The organism is Streptomyces sp. NPDC048415, from assembly GCF_040651675.1.
In the GTDB taxonomy this organism is placed as follows: Bacteria; Actinomycetota; Actinomycetes; order Streptomycetales; family Streptomycetaceae; genus Streptomyces.
This window is the reverse complement of the sequence record NZ_JBEZKJ010000056.1, coordinates 40,001-54,658: the sequence shown is the minus strand read 5'-3', so window position 1 is coordinate 54,658 and position 14,658 is coordinate 40,001. Positions and strand designations below refer to the sequence as shown.

The following is a 14,658-nucleotide window of genomic DNA, read 5'->3' as shown; positions in this document are numbered from 1 at the left end:
ACTCCCCACATCGATGAGTCGCCCACCTCGGGGGTGGGCGACTCATCAGGATGCTGTTACAGCGTCCGGTCGATCTGCGTCTCCTGGATCTGCTCGCGCGCCGACGGCGTACGACGGTGATGCTCTTCATCGTCTTCACGCTCGGTGCGATCGTGGCGGCCGTGGGCGGGCTCGCGTTCCTCTGGGCGCCCGGCGTGCCGGCCATACTTCTGAGCGCGTACATCGTGTATCTGCGCGCTCAGGAGCGCCGGCGCTTCACCTACACCATGGACCGGCGCCGGGCCGAGGTCGCGGCGCAGCGGTTGCGGGAGCGGCAGCCGCGACGGCGGCCGACCTTCGACCCCGGGGCGGACGAACCGGACGAGGGCCCAGAGCCGGAGACCGACCCGGGACTCTCCGCGCTCGCCGCCGACCGGCGCGCGCTCGTCGAGCAGACCGACCACGCGGAGTGGGTCGACCAGCAGCGCGAGCGCCAGCGCGGACCCAGGCAGGGTGACAGCTGGGACCCGGTGCCGGTTCCCCTGCCGACGTACGTGACCGCGCCGGTGGCACCCCGGGCCACGCCCAGCGTTGATCTGGGAGCGTCGGACGCGTGGAGCTCCGCGCGCTCCAGCGCCGTGGAGCCGGCCACGCCGGAGGCCGCGCCGGGCACCGAGGAACTGTCCGACAGCGCGGAGGCCGCCGACGACGGTCGCAGCGACGCGCGTCGCGCCGCGTCCGCCCGGCGCGCCCGCGAGCGCGGTCGCACGCCGCTCTTCGATCAGTACGAGGACGGGGGCCGACCGCGCGCGGCCAACGAGTGACGGGTGTGACGACAGCTGCTCGGGAGGCCCCGGCTGACCAGCCAGGAACGGATTTCCGGGCACCTCGATGAGGATGCTAGAGTTTCACTCGTTGCAAGGGCCTGTGGCGCAGTCCGGTAGCGCACCTCGTTCGCATCGAGGGGGCCAGGGGTTCAAATCCCCTCAGGTCCACTGCAATCACTGTTCTCGAGCTTTGCTCGGGGCAGTTGACTGGATCCCGTCCGATCTGATGATCGGGCGGGATCTTTGCGTTAGCCGGTGAACGCTTGTTGGTAGGCGTCCAGTTCGGGGGCCGGTACCTGGCCGGAGGGCTGGAGGGCCTTGGCGTAGCAGAGGCTCAGTTCGTGGAAGCGGTAGTGGCCGAACTTGGCGCAGGGTTCATAGCCGCTCGACGTGTAGAGGGCGACCGCCTCGGGCTGCTTGGAGCCGGTTTCCAGGACCATGCGGGTGCGGCCGGCCGCGCGGGCGTCGTCCTCCAGGGCGGCCAGGATGCGACGGGCGACGCCCAGGCCGCGGGCCTCGGGGATCACGTACATACGCTTGAGTTCGGCGTCGCCGTCCGCGTACGCCTCGTCGTTCTCGTCCTGGGTGCGCCAGCCGCCGGTGGCCACGGGGCGGTCCTGCTCGTCGTACGCGATGAGGTAGAGGCCGAGCGGCGGGGCGAACATCAGGGCGTCGAGCGGGGTCACGTCGCCGTCGTCGTCGTAGCGCTCGGCGTATTCGGCCTGCACCTGGTCGTTGAGCTTGACTGCGTCGGGGTGGTCGAAGGGGACCGGACGGATATGCATGCAGTGAACCGTACATCTATGCGTTGAGGTGCGGTACCCGATTGAGTTCGGTACGGCGGTACCGATTAAGTATCAGCGGTACTGATTAAGTATCGTGCCCGGGTGCTGACTGTTACCTCTGTGAATGTGAACGGGCTTCGGGCTGCTGCGAAGAAGGGCTTCGTGGAGTGGCTCGCGGGGACCTCGGCGGATGTGCTGTGCCTCCAGGAAGTGCGGGCCGAGTCCGCCCAGCTCCCCGAGGAGGTGCGGGCGCCCGAGGGGTGGCATGTCGTGCACGCTCCCGCCGTCGCCAAGGGGCGCGCGGGGGTGGCGCTCTACACCCGCCGCGAGCCCGATCGCGTCCAGGTCGGATTCGGGTCCGAGGAGTTCGACCTCAGCGGGCGCTATGTAGAGGCCGATCTGCCCGGTGTGACCGTCGCCAGCCTCTATCTGCCCTCCGGTGAAGTCGGGACCGAGCGGCAGGACGAGAAGGTCCGGTTCATGGGGGAGTTCTTCGCCTACCTGAAGGGGCTGCGCGAGCGGGCCGCGGCCGACGGGCGTGAGGTCGTCGTCTGCGGCGACTGGAACATCGCCCACCAGGAAGTGGACCTCAGGAACTGGCGCGGCAACAAGAAGAACTCCGGCTTCCTGCCCGAGGAGCGGGCCTGGATGGGGCAGGTCTTCGACGGGGGCGACGGCGGGTACGTCGATGTCGTACGAGTCCTGCACCCGGACGTCGAAGGGCCCTACTCGTGGTGGTCCTACCGTGGCCGCGCCTTCGACAACGACACCGGCTGGCGCATCGACTACCAGGTCGCGACTCCGGGGCTCGCGGGCAGGGCGGTCAAGGCGTTCGTGGAGCGCGCGGCGACGCATGGGGCGCGTTGGTCCGACCACGCACCGGTCACGGTCGTCTACGACCTCTAAAAGCCTTGCGCTCCCTGCAGACCGCACGCTCCCTGCGGATCCGGGCGCCGCTCCCTGCGAATCCGGTTGCCGCTCCCTACGGATCGGGCGCTCCCTAGGAATCCCGGCTCTCCGTAGCGGCGCGCAGTCTGCGGTCCAGCGCCATCGACAGTTCCGCCTCCACCACGCTCTTCGCGAGCGGGCGCAGGCGCTGGAGGTCCTCGGTGGTGCGGGCCTCGGTGAGGACGAGGGTGGTGAAGAGTTCGGCGAGCGCGTCGGCGTGATCGCGTACGCGCCGGGCGGCGCCCAGGACGTCCGCGAGCGGGATGCCCTCGCGTACCAGGGCCGCCGAGACGTCGAGCAGACGGCGGCTGATGTGCACGATCTCGCCGCCGTCGGTGCCCAGGTAGCCGAGGTCGAGGGCGGCAGCGAGGTTCTCCGGGGTCGCCTGGCCCGCGAAGGCGTCGGCCAGTTCCTCGGGGGAGAGACGCACGGGGGTTTCCTCGGTGGGCTCGCCCAGGCCGAGCAGTTCGCCCACGTCGCGGCCGTGGTCGAAGGCCTCGGCCAGCTCGGCGATGCCGCTGAGGGTGTGGCCGCGTTCCAGCAGCGCCGAGATGGTGCGCAGGCGAGCCAGGTGTGTGTCGTCGTACCAGGCGATACGGCCCTCGCGGCGGGGTGGCGGTATCAGCTTGCGCTCCCGGTAGAAGCGGAGGGTGCGCACGGTGATGCCGGCCTCCTTGGCGAGCTCCTCCATGCGGTACTCACGCTTGCCGGGCGCGGGCGGCGGCGCGGGCTCGGCCTCGGGTGTGGGCTCGGGTGCGGCCGATGGTGTGGGCGCGGGCGTCGCGGCGCGCGTCTGCGCTTCCGCGTCCGGCAAGCGTGCCTTCGCGCCCGGCTCGCGTGCCCCGGCGCCCTTCCGCGTCTGCCCGCCCGGCTTCCGCGCGTCCGCGCCGCGCCCCCGCGCCCCCGCGCCCCGCATTCCTGATCCCTCGGCCACGTGCGCACCCTACGTCGTACCCCCGGTAACTTTCCCGGTCGCGACCCCTACCCATCAGTACGCGGCTGCTCTACTCTCCCCATTGCGCCAGTGTTCACTGGCAGGGTCGTGCGGCTAGGGAGGCGTCGGGATGACCGAGCACGAGCATGTACGGGTGGCGGTGATCGGATCCGGCTTCGGCGGGCTGGGGGCCGCTGTGCGGCTGCGCCGCGAGGGGGTCACCGACTTCGTCGTCCTGGAGCGGGCCGACGGCGTGGGCGGCACCTGGCGGGACAACAGTTACCCCGGCTGCGCCTGCGACGTGCCGTCCCACCTCTACTCGTTCTCGTTCGCGCCCCACCCCGACTGGCCGCGCACCTTCTCCGGGCAGGAGCACATCCGCGCGTATCTGGAGCACGTGGCGGATGTTTTCCGGCTGCGGGCGCATCTGCGTTTCAACTCCGAGGTCAAGATGATGACCTGGGACGCGGAGAAGCTGCGCTGGGGGATCGAGACGAGCAGCGGGTTCCTGACGGCGGATGTCGTCGTGTCCGCCACCGGGCCGCTCTCCGACCCCAAGATCCCGGACATGCCCGGGATCGAGACTTTCCCCGGCAAGGTGTTCCACTCGGCCCGCTGGGACCACGACTACGACCTGCGCGGCAAGCGCGTCGCCATGATCGGCACGGGCGCCTCGGCCATTCAGATCGTGCCGTCGATCCAGCCGGACGTCGCCAGGCTGACGCTCTTCCAGCGCACCCCGCCATGGGTGATGCCGCGCGTCGACCGGGCCATCAGCGGCGCCGAGCGGTGGCTGCACCGGCAGTTGCCGTTCACCACCCAGGCCAGGCGAGGGCTGCTGTGGGGCATCCGGGAGCTGCAGGTGCAGGCGTTCACCAAGCGGCCCAACGAGCTCGGCATGGTCGAGCGGCTGGCCAAGCGGAACATCGCCCGCGCCGTCAAGGATCCCGCGCTCAGGCAGAAGCTGACCCCCGACTACCGGATCGGCTGCAAGAGGATCCTGCTGTCCAACACCTACTACCCGGCGCTCACCCGGCCGAATGTGGACGTGGTGGCCTCCGGGCTCGACCGGATCGACGGCTCCACCCTCGTCGCCGCCGACGGCAGCACGGCCGAGGTCGACGCGATCGTCTTCGGTACGGGCTTCCATGTCACCGACATGCCGATCGCGGAGCGGGTCGTCGGGGCGGAGGGCAAGACGCTCGCGGAGGTGTGGCGGACCGGTATGAAGTCGCTGCGCGGTGCCACCGCGGCCGGCTTCCCCAACTGGATGACGATCATCGGGCCCAACACCGGGCTCGGGAACTCGTCGATGATCCTGATGATCGAATCCCAGCTGAACTACCTGGCCGACTTCGTACGGCAGCTTGACGTCCTCGGGGGGCGTGCGGCTCTCGACGCGCGCCCCGCTGCCGTGGACGCCTGGAACCACAAGGTCCAGGAGCGTATGAAGCGCACGGTGTGGAACACCGGCGGCTGCACCAGCTGGTACCTCGACGCCAACGGCGTCAACACGACCATCTGGCCGGGCACGACGGCCGAGTTCCGCACGGCCACGCGCCGCGTGGACCTGGGGGAGTACGAGGTGCTGCGCGCGCCGGAGCCCACGCCGGGGCGCGCCTCCGAGCCGCCGCGTACGAAGAGCAGCCGCAAGAAGAAGGTGGAGGCCGAGGCGTGAGCCGACTGACGCATGTGACGCACGGGGCGTACGTGCCGCCCGCGCCGGCCCGCGAGCTGACGGCGGTCTCCGCCGACGGGGCGCGGTTGCACGTAGAGGTGCACGGGCCCGAGAACGCGCCCCCCATCCTCCTCGCACACGGCTGGACCTGCTCGACCGCCTTCTGGGCGGCGCAGATCCGCGACCTCGCCGCCGACCACCGGGTCATCGCCTACGACCAGCGCGGACACGGGCGTAGTCCCGCGAGCGCGGCGTGCAGCACGGACGCGCTCGCCGACGACCTGGAGGCGGTGCTCGCGGCCACGCTCGCCCCAGGTGAGAAGGCCGTGCTCGTGGGGCACTCCATGGGTGGGATGACGCTCATGGCCGCTTCGGCGAGGCCACGTTTCCGGGAGCACGCGGCGGCCGTGTTGCTGTGCAGTACGGGGAGCTCGCGGTTGGTCGCGGAGGCGCGCGTGCTGCCGTTGCGCGCCGGGCGGCTGCGGACCCGTATCACCAAGTCCGTCCTTGGAGCACGGGCGCCGCTCGGGCCGGTCACGCCGGTCGGCAAGCGGATCCTCAAGTACGCGACCATGGGGCCCGGTTCGTCGCCCGGCATGGTGGAGGCGTGCGCGCGGATCGTGCACGCCTGTCCGCGCAAGGTGCGCCATGCGTGGTCGGTGGTCCTCGATCTGCTCGATCTCGACCATGCAGTAAGGGAGTTGAGGGTGCCGACGGCCGTTGTCGCGGGAACGGCCGACCGGCTCACGCCGGTTGTGCACGCGCGCGCCCTCGTCGCGGCGTTGCCTCACTGTGTCGGCAGCACCGAGTTGCCGGGGGTCGGACACATGACGCCGGTGGAGGCGCCCGAGCTGGTGACCTCCCGCATACGCGAACTCGTCTCCGCCTACACGGATAACAGGGGTAACAGGGATAGCGCGGCTAACGCGGCGATCACGGACATCACCGATACCGCGGATATCGCAGACATTTCAGATACCGCGGGGACCGTCGAAGCGGCACAGGTCGTAGAGATCAAGGAGGGCGCATGAGCAGGGTGAGCCTGGATGGGCAGGTCGCGGTCGTCACCGGGGCGGCGCGCGGCGTCGGCGAGCTCCTCGCGCGCAAGCTCTCCGCGCGCGGCGCGAAGGTCGCACTGGTCGGTCTCGAGGCGGACGCGCTCAAGCAGGTCTCGGAGCGGCTGCACAGTGACAGCGACCACTGGTACGCCGACGTCACGGATCACGAGGCGATGGAGCGGGTCGCCCAGGAAGTCAAACAGCGGTTCGGGAAGGTGGACATCGTCGTCGCGAACGCCGGTGTCGCCAGCGGCGGACCCTTCGTGGACTCCGACCCCGTCGCCTGGCGGCGGGTGATCGAGGTGAATCTGATCGGATCGGCGGTGACGGCGCGGGCGTTCCTGCCGGTGCTGATGGAGAGCCGGGGGTATCTGCTCCAGATCGCGTCCCTGGCCGCGATCACGCCGGCGCCCATGATGACGGCGTACTGCGCGTCCAAGTCGGGCGTGGAGGCGTACGCGCACAGTCTGCGCGCCGAGGTCGGCTACAAGGGCGTACGCGTAGGGGTCGGGTATCTGTCGTGGACCGACACGGACATGGTGCGGGGGGCCGACCAGGACGAGGTGATGCGGGAGTTGCGGCAGCGGCTGCCGTGGCCGTCCAACAAGACGTATCCGCTGGGGCCGGCCGTCGACCGGATCGTGGCGGGGATCGAGCGGCGGTCCAGCCATGTGTACGCGCAGTGGTGGCTGCGGGGGATGCAGGGCGTCCGCGGTTATCTGCCCGCGGTCATCGGGGCGGTCGGGCAGCGTGAGATGCGGCGGTTCGAGCCGCGGCTCGGGAGCGTGCGGACCGGGCTCGTGGGGGCCGGTGGAGCGGCCGACGAGGAGGAGCGTGAGCAGGCGGCACCGTGAGCGGACGGTGGGCTCTCACGGTGCGTAACTGATCGAAATGCGTGCTTTGTCCGTGCGTGTCAATCTGGTCGAGGCCCGATCCCCCTCACCCACAACAGGAGTGAATCTCATGGGCATGCAGGACCAGTTCAAGGACAAGGCCGAGCAGATGAAGCAGCAGGCCAAGAAGAAGATGGGCGACGCTCAGGGCGAGACGAACGAGCGGACCTCGCAGGGGCGTGAGCGTACCCAGCCCGGGCGTGAGCAGGGGCGTGAGCGTACGCAGCCCGGGCGTGAGCAGGGGCGTGAGCGTTCCCCGCAGGAGCGTGAGCGTGCCACGAAGGGACGCGAGCGTCCTCTGCAGGACACGGAGCGGGCGCAGCAGGAAGCCGAGGACCGCTTCGACCAGGACTACGACGTGTAACGTCGCCCCTGGCTTCGCCTGAGTTGGGGTGCCCTCTCTTCAAGAGGGCACCCCACTCTTGTGTGTGCTGTCTGTCGCTGGTGCGGCTTCCGCACCCCGGAGCGCCCGGCGCTGCAGGCCCCCGGAGCGCCCGGCGCTGCAGGCCCCCGGAGCGCCCGGCGCTGCAGACCCGGAGCGCCCGGCGCTGCAGGCTGTGCCCACAGCGGTAGCCCCCCAGCACGCCCCCGTCAGCTTCGCGGCGGCAGTTTCGGGCGTGTTCTGTCCGGGACGTTCGAGTAGTCCGGTGGGGAGGCCGCCGGGTGGGTTTTGAGGAGTTCCAGGGCGAGTTGGATGGCGTCGTCCAGTTGGGCGTGGCGGCCCTCGGCCCAGTCGAGCGGGGTGCGCAGGATTTCCAAGTCCGGGGTGACGCCCCGGTTTTCGACGGACCAGCCGTACTCGTCGAACCAGGCCGCGTTCATGGGAACCGTGATCACCGTGCCGTCGCCGAGGCGGTGGCGGCCGGTCATGCCGACGACGCCGCCCCAGGTGCGCTGGCCGACGACCGGCCCGAGCTTCAGGAGCTTGAAGGCGGCCGTGATCATGTCGCCGTCGGAGGAGGTGGCCTCGTCCGCCAGCGCCACCACGGGCCCGCGCGGCGCGTTCGAGGCGTACGAGACGGGCTGGGCGTCGCGGGTCAGGTCCCAGCCGAGGATCCTACGGGTCAGCTTCTCGATGACCAGTTCGCTGATGTGGCCGCCCGCGTTGCCGCGCACGTCGACGAGGAGCGCGGGCCGGGAGACCTCCATCCGCAGGTCGCGGTTGAACTGGGCCCAGCCCGAGCCGCCCATGTCGGGGATGTGCAGATAGCCGCAGCGGCCCCCGCTCAACTCCCGTACGACCTCGCGGCGTTTGGCCACCCAGTCCTGGTAGCGCAGCGGCCGTTCGTCGATCAGCGGGACCACGGCCACCCGCCTCGCCCGGCCCTCGCCCTCCGCAGAGGCGAACGTCAGCTCCACCGTCGTACCGCCCGCGCCCGCCAACAGGGGGTACGGGCCGGTCACCGGGTCCACCGGGCGCCCGTCCACGTGAGTCAGCACGGCGCCCTCGCGGATGCCGGTGCCCGCCAGTGGTGAGCGTGCCTTGGAGTCCGAGGAGTCGCCGGGGAGGATCCGCTTGAGCATCCAGCCGCCGTCACGGCGGACGAAGTTGGCGCCCAGCAGGCCCTGCCAGCGCTGGTAGTGGGCGGGTCCCTCGTTGCGGCGGGCGGCGGCGACGTACGCGTGGGAGGTGCCCAGTTCGCCGAGGACCTCGCGCAGCAGGTCGGCGAACTCGTCCGGCGAGGCGACCCGTTCGACCAGCGGCCGGTACTGTGCGAGCACCGCGTCCCAGTCGATGCCGCACATGTTCGGTTCCCAGTAGTAGGCGCGGATGATGCGGCCGGCCTCCGCGTACGCCTGGCGCCATTCGGCGGCCGGGTCCACCGTGTGCAGGAGGCGGCGCAGGTCTATCCAGACCGTGGAGTCGCTGTCGCCGGGCTCGGTGGAGGGGACGGCGCGCAGGTCGCCCTCGTCCACGACCACCAGCCGGGACCCGTCGCCGCTCACCGCGAACCAGTCCAGATGCTCGACGAGTTCGGACTTCTTCGCCTTGGCGACGTTGAAGTACTCGAGCGTGGGGCGGCCGGACAGGTCGGCGGGGTTGACGAAGGTCTCGCCCAGCGCGCCCGAGATCGGCCAGCGCAGCCAGACCAGGCCGCCGCCGGCGACCGGGTACAGCGCCGAATACTTGGAGGCGGTGACCGGGAAGGGTGTCACCCGGCTCTCCAGGCCCTCGAGTTCGACGGTCACCGTGCCGTCGCCGCTCTCGTCCTCGACGGGGTCGAGGCCCCCGGCGACCGGGCGTCCCTCCGGGTTCAGCGCGAAGGGGGAGGGTGTCACGGAGGACAGCGGCACCAGGTAGGGGCGGCAGCCCAGCGGGAAGGACAGGTCCCCGGTGTGCACGTCGTAGACGGGGTCGAAGCCGCGCCAGGACAGGAAGGCGAGGTAGCGGCCGTCCCGGGTGAACACCGGATTCTCGTCCTCGAAGCGCCCGTTGGTGACGTCGACGATCAGGCGGTCCTTCATGCGTGCGATCTTGATCTGCCGCAGGGTGCGGCCGATGCCGGGGTGCGACCATGTCAGCCAGGCCCCGTCCGGCGAGAACGCGAGGTCGCGCACCGGCCCGTTGATGGACCGGATCAGCTCGGTGACCTCGCCTCCCCCGGACTCCGTCCGCGAGGTGCCCCCGGACTCCGTCCGTGAGGTGTCCCCGGACTCCGTCCCGGAGGTGCCCCCGGACTCCTCGGAGCCCTCGGCGGCAGCCGTTTCGTCGGACGCGGTGAGGAGCAGCAGCCGCCCGTCGTTCGACGCGATCGCGAGGCGTTCGCCCTGCGGGTCCGACACCATCTCCTGTACGCGGCCCAGTTCGCCGGAGGCCAGCCGGCGCGGCTCCCGGTCGCCGGTCGCGCGCGGCAGGTAGGCGATCTCGACGGCGTCCTCGCCCTCGGCGTCCGTGACGTAGGCGACCTGGCCGCTCGAGCCGAGCATCTCGGGGAGCCGGACCCGTACGCCGGGGGTGTCGGTGATGGTGCGCGCGGGGCCGTCGCGGTGGGTGAGCCAGTACAGGCTGCCGCGTACGACGACGGCACTGGCCCGGCCCGTCTCGTCCACGGAGATGCCGTCGACGTGCTGGGTGGCCGGCACCTGGTACGTACGGCGTCCGGCGCGCGGGCCGCCCAGGCGCACGCCGATGCGGCGCGGGACCGAGTCCGGGGACAGGTCGTCGACGATCCACAGGTCGCCGGCGCACTGGTAGACGACCCGGGTGCCGTCCGAGGAGGCGTGGCGTGCGTAGAAGCTGTCGTGGTCGGTGTGGCGGCGCAGGTCCGAGCCGTCGTACGCGCAGGAGTACAGGTTGCCGATGCCCTCGTGGTCGCACAGGAAGGCGATCCTGCCGCCGACGAACATGGGCGAGTCGAGATGGCCCTCGAGGCCGGCGAGCAGCAGCTGACCGTGCAGCCAGAGGCGGCCGGTCGCCCCGCCCCGGTAGCGCTTCCAGGCGGCCGGCTCGTGCGGCGGGGTGCCGGTGAGCAGCAGCGTCCTGCGCTCGCCGTCGATGTCGGTGACCGCGATGTCCGACACCGGGCCCCAGGGCAGCTGGCCGCCGGGGTCGCCGTTGGTGGGGACGCTGTAGGCCCAGGTGAAGTACGAGAAGGGCTGGCCGTGCGAGGCGACGGCGAGGATGTCGCCGTCCGGGGACCAGCCGCGGACCTGGGTGTCCGCGCTGCCCCAGTAGGTGAGCCGTCTGCCGGGGCCGCCGTCCACGGGCGCCAGATGGATCTCCGGCACGAAACTGCGCCAGCTCGTGTACGCGATGTACCGGCCGTCGGGCGAGAACCGGGGGTGGCCGACCTTGGTGCGGTCCACGGTGATCCGCCAGGCGCGGCCGGGGCTGTCGAGGGGGGCCACCCACAGGTCGTCCTCGGCCGCGAAGCAGAGCCGGTCGCCGCTGAGGTGCGGGAAGCGCAGATACCCGGGCGCGTCGTCCCCGGTGGTCGCGTTCTCGTACTCGTCGCTCACCTACCCATGCTTTTCCCCTCGGCGGGCCCCGGCAACTTGTGAAAACGTAGCCGTGACCCATCACACGTACGAAACGGTTTCGTTTCGCTTTTTCTCGGGGTATCTTCAGAGGCGTACGACGAGAGCTGTTTGAATCCAGGAAGCATCCGGAGCGGGGAAGGTGAGTGGCATGGCTGAAGTCGCAACGGCGCGTCGCAGTCGGATCACGCCCGAGCGTGAGGCCCAGCTGTACGCGGCCGTGCTCGACCTGCTTCGGGAAGTCGGGTACGACGCGCTGACCATGGACGCCGTGGCCGCCCGCACGCGGTCCAGCAAGGCCACCCTCTACCGCCAGTGGGGCGGCAAGGCCGAGCTCGTCGCCAGGGCCATGCGGCACCACAAGCGGGCCCATGTCGCCGCCGACACCGGGTCCTTGCGGGGCGACTTCCACGCGTTGGTGTCGCGCGAGGACGACTGTCACATGGAGCAGAACTCCGCGCTGATGCGGGGCCTGGCCATGGCGATGCACGCGAACCCGGATCTCCTGCGCGCCTTCCGGGAACTGATCATCGAGCCGGAGATCGAGGACATGCGGCTGGTGCTGCGGCGCGCCGTGGACCGGGGCGAGATCCGTCCGGACAACCCCGCGATGGACTACGTGATGCACATGCTGATCGGCGCCTTCGCGGCCCGGACCCTCATCGACGAACTCCCGCCCACCCAGGCCTTCCTCACCTCGTACATCGACGCCGTGGTCCTCCCCGCCCTCGGCGCCTGATCCCTCACACCCTCCAGAAGTCCCCTCCCACCGCACCTGACGCGACCGCTCACGTCGTCGGGCTGATCACCCCTGCCCCCACTCGGGTGATCGCGACCAGCCCCTGCCATCCCACGACCTGACCGGGAGTACGCCTTCGTGGCCACGTTCCTCTACAAACTCGGCCGACTCGCCTTCAGGCGACGGCACTTCGTCGCCCTGATCTGGGTGGCGCTGCTGACCCTCGCGGGTGTCGGCGCGGCCTCCGCGCCCGCAGCCGGCTCCACCTCTTTCTCCATACCCGGCACCGAGGCGCAGAAGGCCTTCGACCTGCTGGAGCAGCGCTTCCCCGGCATGAGCGCCGACGGAGCGACCGCGCGCGTCGTCTTCAAGGCGCCGGCCGGGCAGAAGATGACGGACGCCGCCAACAAGGCGACGGTCAACAAGACCGTCAAGGAGCTGCGCACCGGCTCCGAGGTCACCTCCGTCGTCAACCCGTACAAGGCCAACGCCGTCAGCAAGAACGGGTCGGTCGCCTACGCGTCGGTCAAGTACGAGGTCTCCGGCATGGAGTTGAAGGACTCCTCCAAGAACGCACTCGAGGCGGCCGCGCAGAGCGCGCGGGACGCCGGACTGACCGTCGAGATCGGCGGTGACGCGCTGCAGGCCGCGCCCGAGACCGGGGCCACCGAGGTCATCGGTATCGCGATGGCCGCCGTCGTCCTCATCATCACCTTCGGCTCGCTGATCGCGGCCGGGCTGCCGCTGCTGACCGCGATCATCGGCGTCGGCATCGGTGTCTCGACCATCGCGGCCCTCGCGAACGCGCTGGACCTTGGCACGACCACGTCGACCCTGGCCTCGATGATCGGCCTCGCGGTCGGCATCGACTACGCCCTCTTCATCGTCTCCCGCTACCGCGGCGAACTGGCCGAGGGCCGTGAGCGCGAGGACGCGGCGGGCCGGGCCGTCGGCACGGCGGGCTCGGCGGTGGTCTTCGCCGGCCTCACGGTCGTCATCGCCCTGGTGGGCCTCTCCGTCGTCAACATCCCGATGCTGACCAAGATGGGCGTCGCGGCGGCCGGCACGGTGGTCATCGCCGTCCTCATCGCGCTGACCATGATCCCGGCGCTGCTCGGATACGCGGGCAAGCGGGTTCAGCCCGCGGGCAAGAAGAGCCGGCTGCTCGGTGGCGGCCGCGCGGCGAAGAAGCCGGGCAAGCCGAACATGGGCACCCGCTGGGCGAGCTTCGTCGTACGCCGTCCCGTGGCCGTCCTCCTCCTCGGCGTCGTCGGTCTGGGCGCCGCCGCGATCCCCGCGACCTCGCTGGAACTCGGCCTGCCCGACGACGGTTCACAGCCGACGTCCACCACCCAGCGACGGGCCTACGACACCCTCTCCGAGGGCTTCGGCCCCGGCTTCAACGGCCCGCTGATGGTCGTCGTCGACGCGAAGTCCAGCGCCGATCCGAAGGCGGCCGCCACCAAGGTGTCCGACGAGATCAAGGACCTCAAGGGCGTCGTGACGGTCACGCCGGCGAAGTTCAACAAGGCCGGCGACACCGCGACGATCACCGTCGTCCCGGACTCCAAGCCGTCCTCGGTCAAGACCGAGGACCTGGTGCACTCCATCCGTGACGCGGGCGGCGAGATCAAGGCCGACACCGACGCGAAGGTGCTGGTCACCGGCACCACCGCGATGAACATCGACTTCTCGCAGAAGCTCAACGACGCGCTGATCCCGTACCTGGCGCTGGTGGTCGGACTGGCCTTCCTGCTGCTGATCGTGATCTTCCGCTCGATCCTGGTCCCGCTGAAGGCGGCCCTCGGCTTCCTGCTCAGCGTGCTGGCCGCCCTCGGCGCCGTGGTCGCGGTCTTCCAGTGGGGCTGGCTGGGCGGACTGCTGGGTGTCGAGGAGACCGGCCCGATCATGTCGATGATGCCGATCTTCATGGTGGGCGTCGTCTTCGGTCTGGCGATGGACTACGAGGTATTCCTCGTGACCCGGATGCGCGAGGCGTACGTCCACGGGGAGCGGCCCAGCGAGGCCGTGGTCACCGGTTTCAAGCACGGGGCCCGGGTGGTCACCGCCGCCGCCGTCATCATGATGGCCGTCTTCTCCGGCTTCATCGGCTCCAGCGAGTCGATGATCAAGATGATCGGCTTCGGCCTGGCGATCGCCGTCTTCTTCGACGCGTTCATCGTGCGCATGGCGATCGTCCCGGCCGTCCTGGCGCTGCTCGGCAAGAAGGCCTGGTGGCTGCCGAAGTGGCTGGACCGCGCCCTGCCGAATGTGGACGTCGAGGGTGAGGGCTTGCGCGCCCTGGACGAGAGGCACAAGGACGACGACGAGGACCGTGAGCTGGCCCGCGTCTGACGTTCCAGGTCAGTGAGCCACGGGGGTGACGGCCATGTAGGTACGACGCAGGAAGCGCATCACGGCTTTCGAGTCGACCTGCACGACCGCCACCCCTTGGGCCGAGTGGAACTCCATGACCGCCTGCACCCGGCCGCACGGCCAGACGCGTACGCCGCCGCTGCTGACGGGAATCCGCAGCCCCTGCTCGAGGAGCTCGCGGGCGAAGATCCACTCATGCGGGCCGGGCAGGGTGATGCGCACCAGGCGGGGGTTGGCCTCGGGGTCGTAGCGAAGGGCGACGGGGACCGCTCGGTGTTCGTCCTCGGCGGAGTCGGCCGTGTCGGTGACGATGTGGGCGCGTGCGTACTGTTCGACGGCGGACATGAACCGACTCCTTACGCTGCGTTACCAGGGCGGAATATGTGAATCCGTCACCTATCCAATGTCGCACATCTGAGGGAAACCGCTCTCGGGCGGCGTTCACGGGCGGCGGTTGACGCGG

The 14,658-nt window shown here is 70.4% G+C and carries 11 protein-coding genes, 1 tRNA gene and 1 pseudogene; 9 read left to right on the top strand and 4 right to left on the bottom strand.

Annotation, left to right across the window (positions count from 1 at the left end):
- Positions 1 to 89 precede the first annotated feature (89 nt).
- Together AB0D27_RS29835 and AB0D27_RS29830 are read left to right on the top strand one after the other, a co-directional pair.
- Positions 90 to 803, top strand: a pseudogene (locus tag AB0D27_RS29835) (hypothetical protein); the annotation flags it as partial.
- A 97-nt stretch (positions 804 to 900) separates the two neighbouring features.
- Positions 901 to 974: transfer RNA gene (locus AB0D27_RS29830), tRNA-Ala, on the top strand.
- 80 nt (positions 975 to 1,054) lie between these two features.
- Here the strand turns inward: AB0D27_RS29830 and AB0D27_RS29825 are convergent.
- Positions 1,055 to 1,591, bottom strand: coding sequence for a GNAT family N-acetyltransferase (locus AB0D27_RS29825; protein WP_362515069.1), 537 nt, complete (start codon positions 1,589 to 1,591; stop codon positions 1,055 to 1,057).
- Positions 1,592 to 1,672: 81 nt separating this feature from the next.
- Here AB0D27_RS29825 and AB0D27_RS29820 point away from each other — a divergent pair, with 81 nt between their 5' ends.
- On the top strand, positions 1,673 to 2,497 hold the full coding sequence (locus AB0D27_RS29820) for an exodeoxyribonuclease III (RefSeq protein ID WP_362515073.1): 825 nt from the start codon (positions 1,673 to 1,675) through the stop codon (positions 2,495 to 2,497).
- Positions 2,498 to 2,591: 94 nt separating this feature from the next.
- On the opposite strand, the gene AB0D27_RS29815 is transcribed toward AB0D27_RS29820, so the two are convergent.
- Positions 2,592 to 3,230, bottom strand: coding sequence for a MerR family transcriptional regulator (locus AB0D27_RS29815; RefSeq protein ID WP_362515071.1), 639 nt, complete (start codon positions 3,228 to 3,230; stop codon positions 2,592 to 2,594).
- Positions 3,231 to 3,603: 373 nt separating this feature from the next.
- On the opposite strand from AB0D27_RS29815, the gene AB0D27_RS29810 reads away from it, so the two are divergent.
- The 4 genes from AB0D27_RS29810 (at position 3,604) to AB0D27_RS29795 (ending at position 7,466) form a co-directional block, all read left to right on the top strand.
- Positions 3,604 to 5,151, top strand: a complete 1,548-nt coding sequence (locus AB0D27_RS29810; RefSeq protein WP_362515067.1) for an NAD(P)/FAD-dependent oxidoreductase — start codon at positions 3,604 to 3,606, stop codon at positions 5,149 to 5,151.
- Positions 5,148 to 6,182 (top strand): alpha/beta hydrolase, encoded by a 1,035-nt coding sequence (locus AB0D27_RS29805; RefSeq protein ID WP_362515065.1) that lies wholly within the window; start codon positions 5,148 to 5,150, stop codon positions 6,180 to 6,182. The genes AB0D27_RS29810 and AB0D27_RS29805 overlap by 4 nt, the downstream gene beginning before the upstream one ends.
- Entirely contained in the window at positions 6,179 to 7,063 is an 885-nt protein-coding gene (locus AB0D27_RS29800; RefSeq protein WP_362515063.1) for an SDR family oxidoreductase, read from the top strand. The genes AB0D27_RS29805 and AB0D27_RS29800 overlap by 4 nt, the downstream gene beginning before the upstream one ends.
- A 109-nt stretch (positions 7,064 to 7,172) precedes the next feature.
- Positions 7,173 to 7,466 (top strand): hypothetical protein, encoded by a 294-nt coding sequence (locus AB0D27_RS29795; RefSeq protein WP_362515061.1) that lies wholly within the window; start codon positions 7,173 to 7,175, stop codon positions 7,464 to 7,466.
- A 227-nt stretch (positions 7,467 to 7,693) separates the two neighbouring features.
- Here AB0D27_RS29795 and AB0D27_RS29790 read toward each other — a convergent pair whose 3' ends face one another.
- Positions 7,694 to 11,062: a S41 family peptidase gene (locus tag AB0D27_RS29790; protein ID WP_362515059.1), complete on the bottom strand. Its 3,369-nt coding sequence runs from the start codon at positions 11,060 to 11,062 to the stop codon at positions 7,694 to 7,696.
- A gap of 169 nt (positions 11,063 to 11,231) precedes the next feature.
- Between AB0D27_RS29790 and AB0D27_RS29785 the strand changes: the two genes are divergently transcribed.
- Positions 11,232 to 11,819 (top strand): TetR/AcrR family transcriptional regulator, encoded by a 588-nt coding sequence (locus AB0D27_RS29785; RefSeq protein ID WP_362515057.1) that lies wholly within the window; start codon positions 11,232 to 11,234, stop codon positions 11,817 to 11,819.
- Between the two features lie 138 nt (positions 11,820 to 11,957).
- Positions 11,958 to 14,174, top strand: a complete 2,217-nt coding sequence (locus AB0D27_RS29780) for an MMPL family transporter (protein ID WP_362515055.1) — start codon at positions 11,958 to 11,960, stop codon at positions 14,172 to 14,174.
- A gap of 9 nt (positions 14,175 to 14,183) precedes the next feature.
- Here AB0D27_RS29780 and AB0D27_RS29775 read toward each other — a convergent pair whose 3' ends face one another.
- Positions 14,184 to 14,540 (bottom strand): SsgA family sporulation/cell division regulator, encoded by a 357-nt coding sequence (locus AB0D27_RS29775; RefSeq protein ID WP_362515053.1) that lies wholly within the window; start codon positions 14,538 to 14,540, stop codon positions 14,184 to 14,186.
- Positions 14,541 to 14,658 lie beyond the last annotated feature (118 nt).